The 17507-nt window shown below is 42.3% G+C and carries 19 protein-coding genes and 1 other annotated feature; of the genes, 14 read left to right on the top strand and 5 right to left on the bottom strand.

From position 1 onward, the window contains the following. Window positions 1-59 precede the first annotated feature (59 nt). A complete protein-coding gene (locus tag FXF70_RS07930) occupies window positions 60-824 on the top strand; it encodes a tRNA threonylcarbamoyladenosine dehydratase (RefSeq protein WP_008342718.1) in 765 nt (254 codons plus the stop codon). A 32-nt stretch (window positions 825-856) separates the two neighbouring features. Here FXF70_RS07930 and FXF70_RS07925 read toward each other — a convergent pair whose 3' ends face one another. Beyond that, entirely contained in the window at window positions 857-2122 is a 1266-nt protein-coding gene (locus tag FXF70_RS07925) for a replication-associated recombination protein A (RefSeq protein ID WP_008342715.1), read from the bottom strand. A 207-nt stretch (window positions 2123-2329) separates the two neighbouring features. Between FXF70_RS07925 and cymR the strand changes: the two genes are divergently transcribed. The 8 genes from cymR to FXF70_RS07885 all read left to right on the top strand — a co-directional run bounded on the left by cymR (window position 2330) and on the right by FXF70_RS07885 (window position 9148). After that, window positions 2330-2749, top strand: a complete 420-nt coding sequence (cymR, locus tag FXF70_RS07920) for a cysteine metabolism transcriptional regulator CymR (RefSeq protein ID WP_008342713.1) — start codon at window positions 2330-2332, stop codon at window positions 2747-2749. An 18-nt stretch (window positions 2750-2767) separates the two neighbouring features. Beyond that, the gene (locus FXF70_RS07915; RefSeq protein WP_099496641.1) at window positions 2768-3910 is read left to right on the top strand and encodes a cysteine desulfurase family protein; all 1143 of its coding nucleotides are present in this window, start codon (window positions 2768-2770) and stop codon (window positions 3908-3910) included. A gap of 94 nt (window positions 3911-4004) precedes the next feature. Beyond that, complete coding sequence (gene mnmA, locus FXF70_RS07910; protein ID WP_008342709.1) at window positions 4005-5123, top strand: tRNA 2-thiouridine(34) synthase MnmA; 1119 nt, start codon at window positions 4005-4007, stop codon at window positions 5121-5123. A 61-nt stretch (window positions 5124-5184) separates the two neighbouring features. Then, entirely contained in the window at window positions 5185-5838 is a 654-nt protein-coding gene (locus tag FXF70_RS07905; RefSeq protein WP_008342707.1) for a tetratricopeptide repeat protein, read from the top strand. Between the two features lie 19 nt (window positions 5839-5857). Next, window positions 5858-8242: an SF1B family DNA helicase RecD2 gene (recD2, locus tag FXF70_RS07900; RefSeq protein WP_148780084.1), complete on the top strand. Its 2385-nt coding sequence runs from the start codon at window positions 5858-5860 to the stop codon at window positions 8240-8242. Window positions 8243-8332: 90 nt separating this feature from the next. Beyond that, the gene (locus FXF70_RS07895) at window positions 8333-8791 is read left to right on the top strand and encodes a PRC-barrel domain-containing protein (RefSeq protein WP_008342703.1); all 459 of its coding nucleotides are present in this window, start codon (window positions 8333-8335) and stop codon (window positions 8789-8791) included. 13 nt (window positions 8792-8804) lie between these two features. After that, window positions 8805-8996 carry a hypothetical protein gene (locus tag FXF70_RS07890; RefSeq protein WP_003216308.1) on the top strand — a complete coding sequence of 64 codons (192 nt, stop codon included), beginning with the start codon at window positions 8805-8807 and terminating at the stop codon, window positions 8994-8996. A gap of 20 nt (window positions 8997-9016) precedes the next feature. Beyond that, window positions 9017-9148: a YrzQ family protein gene (locus FXF70_RS07885; protein WP_008342695.1), complete on the top strand. Its 132-nt coding sequence runs from the start codon at window positions 9017-9019 to the stop codon at window positions 9146-9148. 38 nt (window positions 9149-9186) lie between these two features. Here the strand turns inward: FXF70_RS07885 and FXF70_RS07880 are convergent, their stop codons facing one another. The 4 genes from FXF70_RS07880 to FXF70_RS07865 all read right to left on the bottom strand — a co-directional run bounded on the left by FXF70_RS07880 (window position 9187) and on the right by FXF70_RS07865 (window position 12139). Next, a complete protein-coding gene (locus tag FXF70_RS07880) occupies window positions 9187-9837 on the bottom strand; it encodes an amino acid ABC transporter permease (RefSeq protein ID WP_008342693.1) in 651 nt (216 codons plus the stop codon). 15 nt (window positions 9838-9852) lie between these two features. Then, window positions 9853-10506, bottom strand: coding sequence for an amino acid ABC transporter permease (locus FXF70_RS07875; protein WP_008342691.1), 654 nt, complete (start codon window positions 10504-10506; stop codon window positions 9853-9855). A gap of 80 nt (window positions 10507-10586) precedes the next feature. After that, the gene (locus FXF70_RS07870) at window positions 10587-11396 is read right to left on the bottom strand and encodes a transporter substrate-binding domain-containing protein (protein WP_017367698.1); all 810 of its coding nucleotides are present in this window, start codon (window positions 11394-11396) and stop codon (window positions 10587-10589) included. A 14-nt stretch (window positions 11397-11410) separates the two neighbouring features. Next, entirely contained in the window at window positions 11411-12139 is a 729-nt protein-coding gene (locus FXF70_RS07865) for an amino acid ABC transporter ATP-binding protein (protein ID WP_007501456.1), read from the bottom strand. Between the two features lie 225 nt (window positions 12140-12364). On the opposite strand from FXF70_RS07865, the gene FXF70_RS07860 reads away from it, so the two are divergent. The 5 genes from FXF70_RS07860 (at window position 12365) to FXF70_RS07840 (ending at window position 17472) form a co-directional block, all read left to right on the top strand. After that, window positions 12365-13429 (top strand): AI-2E family transporter, encoded by a 1065-nt coding sequence (locus FXF70_RS07860; protein WP_035701703.1) that lies wholly within the window; start codon window positions 12365-12367, stop codon window positions 13427-13429. A gap of 43 nt (window positions 13430-13472) precedes the next feature. Further along, window positions 13473-13680 (top strand) — a binding site (T-box leader). Between the two features lie 79 nt (window positions 13681-13759). Next, window positions 13760-16396, top strand: coding sequence for an alanine--tRNA ligase (gene alaS, locus FXF70_RS07855; RefSeq protein WP_046344100.1), 2637 nt, complete (start codon window positions 13760-13762; stop codon window positions 16394-16396). Between the two features lie 89 nt (window positions 16397-16485). Continuing rightward, a complete protein-coding gene (locus FXF70_RS07850; protein ID WP_024718370.1) occupies window positions 16486-16752 on the top strand; it encodes an IreB family regulatory phosphoprotein in 267 nt (88 codons plus the stop codon). A 3-nt stretch (window positions 16753-16755) separates the two neighbouring features. After that, complete coding sequence (gene ruvX / locus FXF70_RS07845; protein ID WP_003216519.1) at window positions 16756-17172, top strand: Holliday junction resolvase RuvX; 417 nt, start codon at window positions 16756-16758, stop codon at window positions 17170-17172. 15 nt (window positions 17173-17187) lie between these two features. After that, window positions 17188-17472 (top strand): DUF1292 domain-containing protein, encoded by a 285-nt coding sequence (locus FXF70_RS07840; RefSeq protein ID WP_017358102.1) that lies wholly within the window; start codon window positions 17188-17190, stop codon window positions 17470-17472. Window positions 17473-17507: the final 35 nt, after the last annotated feature.

Here is a 17507-nt window from a genome sequence, read left to right as displayed (position 1 = left end):
GAACGCTGAATATGATATGATTCTTTCGATTCATTTTAAATAAAGGTGGAGTGAGGCACTTGTTACATCAGTTTTCAAGAAACGAGCTTGCCATTGGCAAGGAAGGCTTAAATATATTAAAAAACAGTACAGTTGCAGTGCTTGGAGTAGGCGGCGTAGGTTCTTTTGCAGTAGAAGCCCTTGCTCGTTCAGGTGTTGGCCGTATTGTTCTTGTTGATAAAGATGATATTGATATTACAAATGTAAATAGGCAGCTGCCAGCTTTGCTATCAACGGTTGGTCAGCCTAAAGTTGACTTAATGCAGGCAAGAATTGCTGACATTAACCCAGAATGTGAAGTTGTTGCGCTCAAAATGTTCTATACAGAAGAAACATATGAACAATTCTTTGAGTATCCACTTGATTATGTCATTGATGCATCAGATACAATTCATTATAAAATTCATTTAATGAAAGAGTGCCTGAAACGCGATGTGAACATTATTTCGAGTATGGGTGCTGCAAATAAAACAGATCCGACACGTTTTAAAATTGATGACATCTCGAAAACACATACAGACCCAATTGCGAAAGTCGTCAGAACACGCCTGCGGAAGGAAGGCATTCGTAAGGGAATTGAAGTTATTTTCTCTGATGAAAGTCCGATTGTCATTCGTGAAGATGTGAGAAAAGAAGTGGGAAATGATGAAGCGAAAATTCGTAAGGCACAAATGCCGCCGTCATCCAATGCTTTTGTTCCATCTGTGGCTGGACTGATCATGGGTGGTCATGTCATTATGAAACTGTTAAAAGACATTCCGATTACACGTGTGAAAGATAAATAAACAGCCCGCCTGCTTAGAGCAGGGGGCTTTTTTTATTTTTGCCGTCTTAAATTTTCGTACACTTGCTTTAGTGCACCTTCAAATTTTCCAGTTTGCTTTGGTTCATAATATTGCTTGTTTTTCAGCGGGTCAGGTAAATATTGCTGCTTCACCCAGCCATTTTCATAATCGTGCGGATATAAGTAATCGGCGCCTCTTCCAAGTGCTGCTGCCCCTTTATAGTGGGCATCTTTTAAATGAACGGGAACTTCACCAATTTTCCCCGTGCGAATATCATGCAATGCCGCATCAATCGCTTGGTAAGCGGAGTTTGACTTTGGAGAAAGACACAGTTCAATCACGGCATTAGCGAGTGGAATTCGTGCTTCTGGGAAACCAACTCTCTCAGCTGTTTGAACAGCGCTTAACACACGTGGCCCTGCCTGCGGACTGGCTAAGCCAATATCTTCATAAGCCATCACAAGTAATCGTCTCGAAATGCTTTCAAGGTCTCCCGCTTCAATGAGTCTTGCAAGGTAATGTAGCGCAGCATCTGCGTCAGATCCTCTGATGGATTTTTGAAAAGCCGAGAGGACATCATAATGGGCATCACCGTTTTTATCATGCGAGAAGCTCTTTTTTTGTAAACATTCTTCTGCTGCAGCTAGAGTGATCGTGATCTGTCCAGATTCATCCGCTTTTGTCGATAAGACGGCTAGTTCAAGCGCATTTAAAGCGGAACGCACATCTCCTCCGCATCCATTTGCAAAATGATTCATTGCCTCCTCATCAACTTTGACCGAATAACCGCCAAGCCCGCGATGTTCATCCTGTAAAGCTCGAGATAATGCAGCTTTGATTTGCTCTGTTTCCAGCGGCTTCAGCTCAAATATTTGTGTCCGGCTACGGATGGCTGGGTTGATCGCATGATACGGATTAGCTGTTGTCGCGCCAATTAAAATGATCATGCCATTTTCTAAATACGGAAGAAGGAAATCCTGCTTCCCTTTATCGAGTCTGTGGACTTCGTCTAAAATCAAGATGACTTGACCACTCATTTTCGCTTCAGCGGCGACAGCTTCCATATCTTTTTTGTTATGAATCACCGCATTCAATGTACGGAAGGCAATGCTTGTACTGCCAGCGATTGCAGTTGCAATGGATGTTTTGCCGATTCCCGGCGGCCCGTATAAAATCATCGAGGACAAATGTTTCGCCTCGACCATTCGTCTAATAATTTGACCTTCTCCAACGAGATGCTCCTGCCCAATAATGTCTCCAATATGACTTGGGCGCATCCGATACGCTAAAGGTTTCATGATTATCTCTCCTAAAGCAATGTCTTGTTTGTATAGAGTACCGAAATTTCTTCAAATAGAAAAGGGATGCGTCCTCGTTTTGAGCTCAGAACCCGCAAATGAAAGTTGGCTAAAAGTATGATATAATTGCTTTTGGTCTATATAAGCGTATATGAAATCAGAAAAATAATTGATGACATAGAAATAGAAAACGCAGAGGTGTTTAACTTGAAAATTTCTACTAAAGGCAGATATGGTCTGACGATCATGATCGAATTAGCCAAAAAACATGGCGAAGGCCCTACATCATTAAAATCAATTGCTCAAAACAATGATTTGTCTGAGCATTATTTAGAGCAGCTTGTATCACCACTTCGCAATGCACGTCTTGTGAAAAGTATCCGAGGAGCGTATGGCGGCTATGTGCTTGCCCATGAGCCAAACGAGATTACAGCCGGTGATATTATTCGTGTATTAGAAGGACCTATTAGTCCTGTTGAAGTGATCGAAAACGAAGAGCCAGCAAAGCGTGCACTTTGGATTCGTATTCGTGATGCAGTAAAAGACGTACTAGACAATACAACTCTTGAAGACTTGGCAAGTTATAAAGATGACGAGGATCAAGAGGCGTATATGTTCTATATTTAGATCAGAGGTGTACCGGAAATGGAACGTATCTATTTAGATCATGCAGCCACAACGCCGATGGATCAGCGAATTGTGGACAAGATGATGCCCTACTTTACAGAGATATTTGGCAATCCCTCTAGTATTCATTCATATGGGCGCGAGGCAAGAAAGTGGCTCGATGAAGCAAGGGAAGTCATTGCAGGAGAATTACACTGTAAGCAGCAGGAGATCATCCTCACAAGCGGGGGAACAGAGGCAGACAACTTGGCCATTACAGGTGTGGCAATGGCAAGGCAGCATGAAGGAAAACATATTATCACAACAAAAACTGAGCATCATGCAGTGCTGCATACATGCGAACGCTTAGAGAAGCTTGGTTTTGATGTGACGTATTTAGATGTGGATCACACTGGATTGATTCATCTTGATCAATTAAAACAAGCACTAAGAGACGATACAATTCTTGTGACCATCATGTATGGCAATAATGAAACGGGTGTGATTCAGCCAATCAAAGAAATTGGTCAACTTTTACACGAACACACTGCTTATTTTCATACAGACGCAGTACAGGCATTTGGGACAATATCAATTGATGTCACAGAACTTCATATCGACCTCTTATCTGCGTCCGGTCATAAACTAAATGGCCCGATGGGAACAGGCTTTTTATACGTCAATGAGCGTGTAAAACTTTCTCCGCAGCTATTCGGAGGAGAACAAGAAAGAAAACGCCGTGCTGGCACTGAAAATGTGGCGGGAATCATTGGGCTTGCAGAAGCAGTTCAATTAACAAAGCAAAATAGAAGAGAAAAAGCAGTGCATTATGGTAAGCTCAAAGAAGCGATGCTGCAAGTATTCAAAGAGGAATCACTCAATTTCTCTATCAATGGACACCCGAAAGAGACATTGCCGCATATTTTAAATGTCCACTTCCCGGGCGTTTCTATTGAATCGTTACTTGTGAACTTAGATATGGAAGGGATTGCTGTTTCAAGCGGGTCAGCATGTACGGCTGGATCTGTCCTTCCTTCGCACGTATTAAGCGCCATGTATGGTGAAGAAGCAAAAGAGCTGACATCCTCAGTCAGAATTAGCTTCGGTCTTGGAAATGAAGAGGAACATGTGAAGCAGGCGGCGCATAAGATAGCGGCTGTCGTGAAACGCCTAGCCAAATAAATGCTCCCTTTTGTTCGTGTGTGAAAAATGAAACAGCTAGGCACCTGAAGAACGAAACGCGCACGTTGTTTCATTGAAATTGGAGTTGATGAAGATGACAAAAAGACCTGAAGACACAAGAGTTGTGGTCGGTATGTCCGGAGGCGTCGATTCATCAGTTGCTGCGCTCATGCTAAAGGAGCAAGGCTATGATGTGATCGGCATATTTATGAAAAACTGGGATGACACAGATGAAAATGGTGTATGTACAGCAACGGAGGACTATGAGGATGTCATTCGTGTTTGTAACCAGATTGGAATCCCATATTATGCAGTGAATTTCGAGAAACAGTATTGGGACAAAGTGTTTCAATATTTTCTTGATGAATATAAAGCAGGCAGAACGCCGAACCCAGATGTCATGTGTAACAAAGAAATTAAGTTCAAAGCATTTCTTGAGCATGCATTGTCGCTTGGAGCGGATTATTTGGCAACAGGCCACTATGCCCGTGTCGACAGAACCGGCGATGAAGTCAAAATGCTAAGAGGTCTTGATACAAACAAAGACCAAACTTATTTCTTGAATCAGCTGACTCAAGAACAGCTTGATAAAGTGTTGTTCCCAATCGGCGATTTAGAGAAAAAAAGAGTGCGTGAATTAGCGAAAGAAGCAGAGCTCGCAACAGCAACGAAAAAAGATTCTACGGGCATCTGCTTTATTGGGGAAAGAAACTTTAAAACGTTCCTTAGCCAATATTTGCCTGCACAGCCCGGTGTGATGCAGACAATGGACGGAGAAGTAAAAGGTGAACATGATGGACTGATGTATTACACGATCGGTCAGCGCCAAGGACTTGGCATTGGCGGAAGCGGTGATCCGTGGTTCGTTGTTGGGAAGGACTTAGAGAAAAATATCTTATTTGTTGAACAAGGCTTCCACAACCCGCTTTTATACTCTGAAAGTATTTCAGCTGTTAACATCAGCTGGACTCGTCCTCATATTGTCGGCGAAAACGGTGAACTCACATGCACAGCGAAATTCCGATACCGTCAAGAAGACCATCATGTAAAAGTCAAAATGACAGGTGAGCAGGAAGCAATGGTGATCTTTGATGAACCCGTTCGTGCTGTCACTCCAGGACAAGCTGTTGTTTTTTATGATGGCGAAGAATGTCTTGGCGGCGGGACCATTGACGATGTCTTTAAAGATGGCCAAAAGCTGTCGTATGTGTAACATGTGTTAAAAACCTCAACGTCGCTGTTGAGGTTTTTTAATGAAAGGATGAAGAGAGCGAATGAATCATAACGAAATCGGTATTGAAGCTTTAAATCAAGGGAACATCGAACAGGCAGCTGAAGCTTTTACGAAAGCCATTGAAGAAAGCCCAAAGGACCCGGTTCCATATATTAACTTTGCGAATTTACTTTCAAGTGTTCATGAATTTGAACGTGCATTGAACTTCTTTCAAAAAGCCATTGAACTTGATCATACAGCAGCTGCAGCTTATTATGGGGCAGGAAATGTCTACACGATGAAAGAAGACTTTATGAAAGCGAAAGACTATTTTGAGCAAGCGCTACAAGCTGGAATGGAAAACAGTGATTTGTTTTATATGTTAGGGCAGACACTGATGAAATTAGAGCAGCCAAAGCTTGCGATGCCTTATCTTCAGCGTGCAGTTGAGCTAAACGAAGAAGATAACGAAGCAAGATTTCAATTTGGCATGTGCTTAGCGAATGAACATCTGCTGGAGGAAGCGGTCGCAGTCTTTACTGAAGTGATTACGCGAGATCCGCAGCATGCAGACGCCTTTTATAATGCAGGCGTTGCGTATGCGTATTTAGAAAAAAAAGATGAAGCGCTTGAAATGCTAGGAAAAGCCATTGACGTGCAACCTGATCATATGCTTGCATTGCATGCGCAAAAGCTGATTCAAGAGGCAGAATAACCGGAAGGAGGGAAGACCTGTGCAGGAACATCCAGATCAAATGAAGCTTGAAGATGAACCGTTTTTAAAAGGGACGGTTCAAGCCGTTATTTTCCATAACAAAAGTAATTTATACTCGGTGTTAAAAGTAAAAGTCATTGAAACATCAGAGAATTTAGAGGAAAAAACAGCATCTGTCACAGGGTACTTCCCAGCGCTTCATGAGGAGGAAACCTACACCTTCTATGGCAAGGTCACAAGTCATCCGAAGTTTGGCGAGCAGTTTCAAGCCACTCATTTTCAAAAGGAAGTCCCTACAACAAAACAAGGCATCATTCATTATCTCTCTAGTGACTTGTTTGAAGGGATTGGAAAAAAGACAGCGGAAGAAATCGTCGGCAAGCTAGGCAATCAGACGCTTCATCAAATTATGCGTGATCCGTCTGTTTTGTATGACGTCCCTCGCCTGTCAAAAAAGAAGGCTGATAAGCTGGCTGCCGCACTTCAGGAGCATCAAGGGCTTGAGCAAATTATGATCAGCCTGAATCAATATGGCTTTGGTCCTCAGCTTAGTATGAAGATTTACCAAGCGTACGAGAGTGAAACGTTGCAGAAAATTGAAGAAAACCCTTATCAGCTCGTCAAAGACGTCGAGGGGATTGGATTTATTAAAGCAGATGAACTCGGCGCTAGAACAGGGATATCTGGAAATGATCCAGAACGCATTCGTGCAGCCCTTTTGTATACCGTTGAGACAGCAAGCCTGCAAGACGGTCATACGTACATACAAACGAAAGATCTGATCATCGAAACCCGTAAATTGCTGAATCAAACAGGCAATGACTACAAAGTGACTGAAATGGACGTTGCCAATCAGATCATTGCACTTGGTGAAGGGAAAGACATGATCATTGAAGATGATCGCTGTTATCATCCGTCGCTCTTTTATGCGGAGCAAAGTGTGGCAAAACGTATTCAAAAAATTGTCTCTCAAACAGAATATGCAGATCAATTTCCTGAATCAGAATTTCTGCTTGCACTCGGTGAACTGGAGGAACGGCTTGGTGTCCAGTATGCACCAACCCAAAAAGAAGCCATTCAAAAGGCACTCATGTCTCCAATGCTGCTTTTAACAGGCGGACCGGGTACAGGGAAAACGACGGTCATTAAAGGGATTGTCGAGCTTTACAGCGATCTTCACGGCGTATCTCTTGACCCGGGTGATTATAAAAAAGATGAAGCATTTCCGTTCGTGCTTGCCGCACCAACTGGACGTGCTGCGAAACGAATGACAGAATCCACTGGACTTCCTGCTGTGACCATTCACCGGTTGCTAGGCTGGAATGGATCAGAAGGCTTCTCACATGATGAAGACCAGCCGATTGAAGGAAAGCTTGTTATCATTGATGAATCGAGTATGCTGGATATTTGGCTGGCGAACCATTTGTTTAAGGCGATCCCAGATCATATTCAAGTCATTATGGTTGGAGACGAACATCAACTTCCATCTGTCGGGCCTGGTCAAGTGTTAAGAGACCTGCTTGCGTCACAAGCTATACCGGCAGTTACATTAACTGATATTTACCGGCAGGCAGACGGTTCAACAATTGTTGAGCTTGCGCATGATATGAAAAATGGTGTTTTGCCAAAGGATATTACTGCACGCTCGAAGGATCGATCCTTTATTCAATGCTCTAGTGACCAAATGAAAGAAGTCATCGAGAAAGTGGTCAGCAATGCTGCTCAAAAGGGGTATTCAGCAAAGGACATTCAAGTGCTCGCCCCGATGTATAAAGGAAAAGCAGGCATTAATGAACTGAATAAAATGCTTCAGCAAATTTTGAATCCTAAAAAGCCAAAAGGAAGAGAAATTCCTTTTGGTGATGTCGTCTACCGGACAGGTGATAAGGTACTTCAGCTTGTCAATCAGCCCGAGAATAACATTTTTAATGGAGATATTGGCGAAATTGTCTCGATCTTTTATGCGAAAGAAAACACAGAAAAAGAAGATATGGCGGTCATCTCCTTTGATGGAAATGAAATCACGTTTACGAAAAAAGATTTTCATCAATTTACACACGCTTATTGTTGCTCGATTCATAAATCCCAGGGCAGTGAATTCCCAATCGTGGTGCTGCCAGTCGTGAGAAGTTATTATCGAATGCTTCGAAGAAATTTGCTTTACACGGCCATTACACGAAGTAAAAAGTTTTTAATTTTGTGCGGTGAGGAATCAGCATTAGAGTGGGGCGTAAAAAATAATGAAGACTCCCTCAGACAAACGTCTTTAACCATGCGTCTTACTGAAACGGAAGAAATCATGGACGCTGAGCTAGCAGCCCTCCAAAAAGAACTTCCTTTCAGCGTACACGATGCCAATATTGGCATGGAGGGAATCACTCCGTTTGATTTTATGCAAGAGTAAATGGCTTCCTTCATGGAAGCCATTTCTTCGTATGAGTCATAGAGGAAACGCACACGATAAGACTGTTCCGAAAAGGTGGTTGATCACATTTTGAGAACATGTCGAGAGCTTGAAGGACTGACGATCTATACAGACGAGCTGTCTTATTCACTTGGGGCGATCAAAGATATTTGCTTTTTAGCCGGCGGCAGCTGCGGGGGATATGTTTTAGATGGGAAAAAGAAAGACTGTGCTTTCATTCCATTCTCAGCTGGCGACAAACTGACAGACAAAGGTCTATATGTGAGCTGCCAGAAGGGCATCGAGATAGATACCACCGCCCCATCCTTTTTCTTTTCGAAATTAAAAAAGAAAATGATCCGTACGCCAGATGGTGAAACATTAGGTGTTTTGGAAGATGTATACTTTTGCATGAATTCGGGCACAATCGTAGCATATGAACTCTCGGACGGCTTCTTTACAGAGCTATCAGGGATTCGAAAGCAGCTGCATGCTGCCGGAACCTTGATGGATGTTCAAAAGGAAGCACTTGTTCTAAACCGAACGTAAAGAGGTGCTGAATATGCTCATTTGCCCAAATTGCAAATGTAAAGACATCGGAAAAATTGGGGTCAATCAATATTATTGCTGGGGCTGTTTTATTGAATTGACACTGTCAAAAGGCAAAATATCTACTCACCAAGTGGAGGAAGACGGTACACTAAGCAGTTTAGACGACCTGTTTAGTGACGATGAACGTTCAATTCAACTATAAGTGTTAAGGGGGAATTTCGAATGGGCAAAATGACTTCTTCACTATTAACGCTTGGTGCAGGTGCACTCGCATATCACTTTGCAAGTCGATATGATATGCCATCTAAGCGGGATATGAAAAAGATGAGAAAACGAGTTATGCGAATGCTTTAAACAAAAAGGGACATCCACCATGAGCGGATGTCCTTTTTTTATGCCTGCCTGTACTCTAATCTCCGTGCAAGTATAGACAAGCTGAAGTTGACAACAAAGTACATCATGGCCGCCAAGAGGAAAATAGGAAGTAAATAAGATTGGCTTTGACCATTTAAAATCTGCGCGTGATGCAATAACTCTGGAAGGGCAATTACAACGGCGAGCGATGTATCTTTTAAAAGAGAAATAAATTGACTGACAATCGGCGGTACCATTCGGCGTAACGCCTGTGGCATGATAATCATTTTTAATGTTTGAATATAGGTTAAACCAGAGGATCTGGCCGCCTCGATTTGTCCTTTATCAATTGATTTTAATCCGCTGCGAATGATTTCTGACAGCATAGCGGATTCAAACACGGTTAAAGCCGCAATGGCAGAGGCCGTGATGCTCAGCTTAATGCCAATTTCAGGCAGGGCGAAATACGTAAAAAAGATGATCAGCAAAAGCGGTAGGTTCCGAACGGTTTCAACAATGACCGCAAGCACCTTTGATAAAATAGGGATTTGTGCGAACCTCAATGTGCCAACGACTAATCCGATGATAAAGCTTAAAATGATGGAGATAAAAGCCACTTTTAAGGTGACAGCAAATCCTTCAAGTAAAAAGGCGAGATGATCGGGCTGGTAGGCACCTATAAAATCCATTGTGTTTCCTCCTTTCTAGTGGCTTCGGGCTAATCTTTTTTCTAAATAACCAACGCCTAGACTAAGTGGAATGGTCAATAGAAGATAGAACATGGCAACAAAAATGTATACATCAAATGTCACAAACGTTCTCGAAGCGATAAGGTCTCCTTGGTACATCAGATCAAACCCTGCAATGACACCTAAAATAGACGAGTTTTTCACAAGGTTGATAAATTGATTCCCAAGTGGTGGAATGACAATTTTGATGGCCTGCGGCAGAATAATATATCGCATCGTTCCGCCATATGTCAGACCAGAAGCTCTAGCTGCTTCCATTTGTCCAAGCGGTACAGCTTGTATACCTGCACGAATGGCTTCAGCGATAAAAGCAGACGTATAAATGGAGAGGGCAATGGTTCCTGCTGTAAAGCCATCTGCCACAATGCCAAGTACCGGTAAACCAAAAAAGAACACAAAGGTGATCAATAATAACGGAATATTCCGAATAAATTCCACGTAAGCCGTCCCTAACCAGTTGAGCGGCCTTAGTGGCGCAATTCTCATAATGGCAATGAGTGTACCGATGAAAAAGCTTCCAATCAACGCAATGACACTTGCACCAATCGTATATTTAAACCCTTCTAAATAAAGATGGAAGTTCTCAGTTAAAATGGAAAACCGCAGCAATCAGTTCACTTCCTTCCTAATCAACAGAGGAGCCGGCAAGCGGCTCTCCTGAGGGTGTTGAGATTGATCGAGTCAATTGATTATTCTTTGATCCATTTTTTATGAATCTTGTCATACTCTCCATTGTCTTTTAATGCCTTTAACGCTTTATTAATGGCTTCTGTCAATTCTTCATCGCCTTTTTTCACAGCGATACCATAAGGCTCATCGGTAAATGTTCCGCCAACGACTTCATAATTTGAATCTTCGTCTGCCATGCCAAATAAAATTGCATTATCAGTTGTCAGAACTTGCCCTTGATTTGATTTTAAGGCTGTAAAGGCTTCTTGGTAATTTTCAAATTCTAAAACGGATGCTTCTGGTGCCTTTTCGCGAATGTTTTGAGAAGAAGTGGACCCTTTCACTGCAAGCACCTTCGTACCTTTTTTAAGATCATCAATCGATTGAATGTCGCTGCCTTTTTTCACAAGCAGTGATTGTCCTGCTTCAAAGTATACGTCTGAGAAATTGACCTCTTTTTTACGCTCTTCTGTGATCGTCATTGTGGCAACAATGGCATGAATATCTCCTTTTTGCAGTAAAGGAATTCTTGTTTTAGATGTCACTTCTTTGAATTCTGCTTTTCCTTCATCACCGAGCATTTCTTTAGTGATCGCTTTTGCGATATCAATATCAAACCCTTCAATATCCCCGCTACTAGGATTTTTTAGACCGAATAAACGAGTATCGTTTTTCACACCGAAAACGATTTTTTTGTCTTTCTTAATGGCTTCTAATGAGCTGCTTTGTTTTGCATCGGTTGAGCCTTTCTCGGCAGAGCCGCAGGCAGCGAGAGCGATCATACAGCAAGTCATCAACAGTAATAGGCCAAAGCGTTTCATTTTTTTCATCAAATTCATTCCCCCTAGTGATTTAAAATACGGCTTAAAAAGAGCTGAGCGCGTTTCTCGCGCGGTTTTTCATAAAAGGCAGCTGGTGTAGATTCTTCAAGAATTCTTCCTTCATCAATAAACACAATACGGTCTGCGACTTCACGGGCAAACCCCATCTCGTGCGTGACAACGACCATTGTCATTCCTTCCCTTGCCAGCTGTTTCATCACATCTAGCACCTCACCGATCATCTCTGGATCAAGAGCTGATGTTGGTTCATCGAAAAGCATGACCTCAGGTTTCATTGCAAGTCCCCTTGCGATTGCCACACGCTGCTGCTGTCCTCCTGAGAGTCTAGAAGGGTAGGTGTCTGCTTTTTCAGGAATGCCAACTTTATTTAAATAAAATTCAGCTGTTTCCTTTGCTTCTTCTTTGCTCACTTTTTTAACCTTCATCGGCGCAAGCATAATGTTTTCAAGCACCGTCTTATGCGGATAAAGATGGAAGTGCTGAAACACCATCCCGATATTTTGCCTGATGAGATTGATGTTGGTTTTCGGATGCTGAACAGACACTTGATTGACAAGGACTTTTCCTTCATCAATGCTTTCAAGACGATTGATACACCTGAGCATCGTGCTTTTTCCAGATCCTGAAGGACCGATGATCACAACAACCTCACCTTTTTGAATATGTAGGTTAATGTCCTTAAGTACATGGAACTGGCCGTAATGCTTGTTGACTTCTTCGAATGTGATCATGAAGAACCTCCTCTTCTAATGATTGAGCTAAAGCGGATTCTAGCATAAATGAGGCGAAAATAAGAAAATAATGGAATATTTTCTAACGAGATTTTTACAGCAAACAGTGACTTTGGATGGAGCCGTATGTTTCATGTGTATTCATTTTTAACAAAGTTAGGACAAATTTTATTTACATGGATAATTGCAGAAGTTGGTTAAACAATAAGAAGAGAGGTGAAAAAGGTGAAGAAACGTCCGATCGAGTTTCTAATATATGCTGCAGGTGTACTGCTTGTCCTTGCGTCTTTACTCATTTTGGTTCAGCTCGACGAGTTATGGATGCCTATTTTTTTATTGCTCAAAGCGGTTTTGATCCCGCTTCTTATCGCTATTTTTATTTCTTATCTTCTTTATCCAATTGTTGAAAGACTACATAAGCGAGGTTTGCCAAGGACGGTCAGTCTCTTATTGATATATGTGCTGTTTTTTGGCGGCATTGGTTTGGCTGTGTATAAAGGGGTACCGGTTTTAATCGCTCAGTTAAATGAATTGTCGGAGCAAATTCCCATGCTTGCCGAAACGTATAATGGTGCTTTATCACATGTTCATCGTCATACAAGCCACTGGCCTGATGGACTGCATGAACGGCTGGATCGTTTTATTGTCCAATCTGAAACGTATGCCGCAAATGGGGCAGAGCGGATGATTCTTAGCTGTAAAGTACTGCTTGATTACGCCTTAGTTGCTGCACTTATTCCTTTTCTTGTCTTTTATATGGTGAAAGATATGAACACGATGAAGCGGGCAGCATGGTATTTAACCCCGCCAAGCTTCCGAAAAAGGGGACATGCCTTTGTGAAAGCAGTGGATGACTCACTTGGGGATTATATTAGAGGGCAATTGCTTGTCTGTTCTTTAATTGGAGGTGCTGCCGCCATTGTTCTTTGGCTGTTTCATATTCCATATCCGCTTGTACTAGGTATGTTAATCGGCGCAACGAATGTCATTCCGTATTTTGGTCCGATTATTGGAGCGATTCCAGCTGTCTTTATCGCTTTTACCATCTCAGTGAAGTCAGTGATCATTGTGCTAATTACAGTAGCCGTGCTTCAATTTTTAGAAAGCAATGTACTGAGTCCGATCATTGTCGGGAGAAGCCTGCATATGCATCCTGTCGTAATCATGCTGGTGTTACTCGCTGGAGGTGAGCTGTTTGGCTTGATTGGAATGATTTTAGCCGTGCCGTCCGCAGCCATTATGAGGGTCATTATTGTGCAATATATTCACATGAGACGAAGCGTTCATTGACAAGACGAGCCGAGTTGTCTATAATAATTTCGATTCATACATATTGAATTCAATGACGGACCCGAGTACGTTAAAAAGCTGTTGCAGAGAGAGGCTTTGTTTGCTGAGAAAAGCCTTATCAGACCTTTAACGGAAGCTAGTCCCGAGTGCAGATAAACACTGCCGCTCTCTTCCGGCGTTATCGGATGTGAAGGTGATAGACGCATATGTCTATAATCAGGGTGGTACCGCGAGAGCATCTCGTCCCTGTGTAAGTAGTTTTTTGCTTGCATAGGGCGGGATGTTTTTTCGTTTGTGTGAAGATTGAGAATAAAAAAGGGAGGATTTATGATGAAAACTTTAACTTCAGCTCAAGTACGTCAAATGTTTTTAGATTTTTTCAAAGAAAAAGGACATGCTGTCGAACCGAGTGCGTCCCTCGTACCGCATGACGATCCAACACTTTTATGGATTAACAGCGGGGTGGCAACATTAAAGAAATACTTCGATGGCCGCGTCGTGCCTGAGAATCCGCGGATTTGCAACGCACAAAAATCAATTCGTACAAATGACATTGAAAATGTAGGGAAAACAGCACGTCATCATACGTTTTTTGAAATGCTGGGCAACTTCTCTATTGGAGACTATTTCAAAGAAGAGGCAATCGAATGGGCTTGGGAATTCCTCACAAGTGACGAGTGGATTGGCTTTGATCCGAATCTGTTATCTGTAACGGTACATCCAGAGGATGAAGAAGCATATGTTCTTTGGAGAGATAAAATGGGTGTCCCTGAGGAACGAATTATTCGTCTAGAGGGCAACTTCTGGGATATTGGCGAGGGGCCAAGTGGTCCGAATACAGAAATTTTCTATGATCGCGGCGAAGCATATGGCAACGACATGAACGACCCTGAATTATATCCAGGCGGAGAAAATGAACGTTATCTAGAAGTATGGAATCTTGTTTTTTCTGAATTTAACCATAATCCAGATGGTACATATACACCGCTTCCGAAGAAAAACATTGATACAGGAATGGGTCTTGAGCGTATGGTCTCTGTGATTCAAAACGTACCGACGAACTTTGATACAGATCTGTTCATGCCGATTATTCGTGCAGTAGAAACGATTTCTGGAGAAAGCTATGGGGAGTCAAAAGAAAAAGACACAGCATTTAAAGTCATTGCTGACCATATTCGTACTGTTGCCTTTGCCGTCAGTGACGGAGCACTTCCTTCTAATGAAGGCCGAGGTTATGTGTTAAGACGTTTGCTGCGCCGTGCTGTGCGTTATGCAAAAACGATCCATATCCACCGTCCATTTATGTATGACCTAGTTCCAGTTGTTGCGGAGATCATGAAGGATTTCTATCCAGATGTTCAAGCAAAAGAAGAATTTATTGCAAAAGTGATCAAAAATGAAGAAGAGCGTTTCCATGAGACACTGAATGAAGGGTTAGCCATTTTATCAGAAGTGATCAAAAAAGAACGAGACAATGGCAGCTCACAAATTTCCGGTAAAGATGTGTTTAAGCTTTATGACACATATGGATTCCCGGTCGAACTCACGGAAGAATATGCAGAAGATGAGAACATGACAGTCGATCGTGAAGGCTTCCAGCTAGAAATGGAGAAGCAGCGTGAACGTGCAAGAAATGCCAGACAAGATGTAGGTAGTATGCAGGTTCAAGGCGGGGCTTTAGGCGATATTAAAGCAGAAAGTACGTTTGTGGGCTACGAAAATTTAACTGCAGATGCTCGTGTTATCGAATTGCTTCAAAACGGTGAAATTGTCACAGAAGCTCACGAAGGGGAAACGGTGCAAATTTTATTAGATGAAACACCTTTCTATGCGGAAAGCGGCGGACAAGTGGCGGATAAAGGAACGTTAAAAAGTGCCGAAGCGATCATTGATATCAAAGATGTGAAAAAGGCGCCAAACGGCCAGCATGTCCACGAAGGAGTCGTCGTAAGTGGTACGGTTCAAAAAGGCATTGAAGTCACTGCAGAAGTCGAATCAGCGCTTCGAAAAGGCATTGTGAAAAATCACACAGCGACACATCTTTTGCACCAAGCGCTAAAAGATGTATTGGGCAGCCACGTTAACCAAGCCGGTTCACTTGTGAATGAAAACAGACTTCGCTTTGACTTTTCTCACTTTGGACAAGTAACGAAAGAAGAATTGTCACAAATTGAAAAAATCGTCAACGAAAAGATTTGGGAAGGCATTTCGGTTGCCATTGACCTGAAACCAATTGCTGAAGCAAAAGAAATGGGTGCAATGGCGCTGTTTGGCGAGAAGTATGGCGATATTGTCCGTGTGGTGCAAGTGGGTGATTACAGCATCGAGTTATGCGGAGGCTGTCACGTTCAAAACACTGCGGAGATCGGATTGTTTAAAATTGCATCTGAATCGGGTATTGGTGCTGGAACACGCCGTATTGAGGCTGTAACAGGTAAAGGTGCTTATGAAGAATTAAATGATCAGCTTGCGATTTTAGAAAAGGCAGCTAATGAACTGAAATCAAATACAAAAGATGTACCAAAACGCATCGCTTCCTTGCAGGCTGATTTAAAAGAAGTTCAAAGAGAAAACGAATCACTTCTTGCGAAATTAAGTCAAGCAGAAGCTGGCTCTATTTTAGAAAAAGTCATCGAAGTTGGCGGAGTGAACGTGTTAACTGAAAAAGTAAACGCTAAAGACATGAACCATTTAAGAACGATGGTTGATGACTTAAAAGCGAAATTAGGTTCAGCTGTCATCGTACTTGGTGCTGTTCAAAATGGAAAAGTCAACATTTCAGCCGGTGTGACAAAAGACGTCATTGAAAAAGGTCTTCATGCAGGAAAACTTGTGAAGCAGGCAGCTGAAATTTGCGGCGGAGGCGGAGGCGGACGCCCAGATATGGCACAAGCAGGCGGGAAACAGCCAGAAAAGCTTGAAGAAGCACTGGCAACTGTCGAAGAATCTGTCAAATCCGTTTTATAATCAGTCAATGTAGTGTAGAATAATGGTATTAGATGAGCGGTTAGAAAAAAGCTTGCTAGTAGAATGTTGGAAGAGAGGTGCAAGAAGCAGTGAGTTCATTTGATAAGACAATGAAGTTTAACTTCTCTGATGATTCAGCTGAAACCAATGTGAATGAAGTGCTCATAACAGTTTATGACGCACTCCAAGAAAAAGGATACAACCCGATCAATCAAATTGTCGGATACTTGCTGTCAGGCGACCCTGCTTATATTCCAAGACATCAGGATGCACGCAACCTAATTCGTAAATTAGAACGAGACGAATTAATTGAGGAATTGGTTAAATCGTACTTAGAGACACATAAAGAGGCGTAAAACATGAGAATTTTAGGCTTAGATTTAGGCACGAAAACCCTTGGTGTGGCAATCAGTGATGAAATGGGATGGACAGCTCAAGGGATTGAAACCATTAAAATTGATGAAGCAGGCGGAGACTTTGGTCTCAGCCGCCTGTCTGAGATCGTCTCGCAATATGGAACGGATAAAATTGTCCTTGGTTTTCCAAAAAATATGAACGGTACGGTCGGTCCAAGAGGCGAGGCCAGCCAATCATTTGCGAAAGTGTTAGAAAACACGTACAATGTTCCTGTTGTGCTTTGGGACGAGCGTCTGTCAACGATGGCAGCAGAAAAAATGCTCATCTCTGCAGATGTGAGCAGACAAAAGCGTAAAAAAGTCATTGATAAAATGGCGGCTGTTATGATCCTTCAAGGGTATTTAGACAGCTTAAATTAAAATGAGGTGAATCAAATGGAACACGGAGAAAAGCAAATTACAATCGTTGATGATAATGGAAATGAGCAGCTTTGCGAAGTACTATTTACTTTTGAAAGCGACCATTTTAACAAATCATATGTTCTTTACTACCCAATTTCTGAACAAGATAACGAAGAAATTGAAATTCATGCATCAAGCTTCACACCAAATGAAGACGGTGAAGATGGCGAATTAGAGCCAATTGAAACGGATGAAGAGTGGGACATGATTGAAGAAACGTTAAATACGTTCTTAGATCAAGAAGACGAAGAAGAATAGAACGAATAAAAGGCCTGTGAACATGATCTCTGTGA

Origin of the sequence: Bacillus sp. Y3 (genome assembly GCF_008123875.1) — a bacterium.
GTDB lineage: Bacteria > Bacillota > Bacilli > Bacillales > Bacillaceae > Bacillus > Bacillus altitudinis.
Note: the sequence above shows the minus strand (reverse complement) of the source record. Positions and strands in the feature narration are given on the sequence as shown.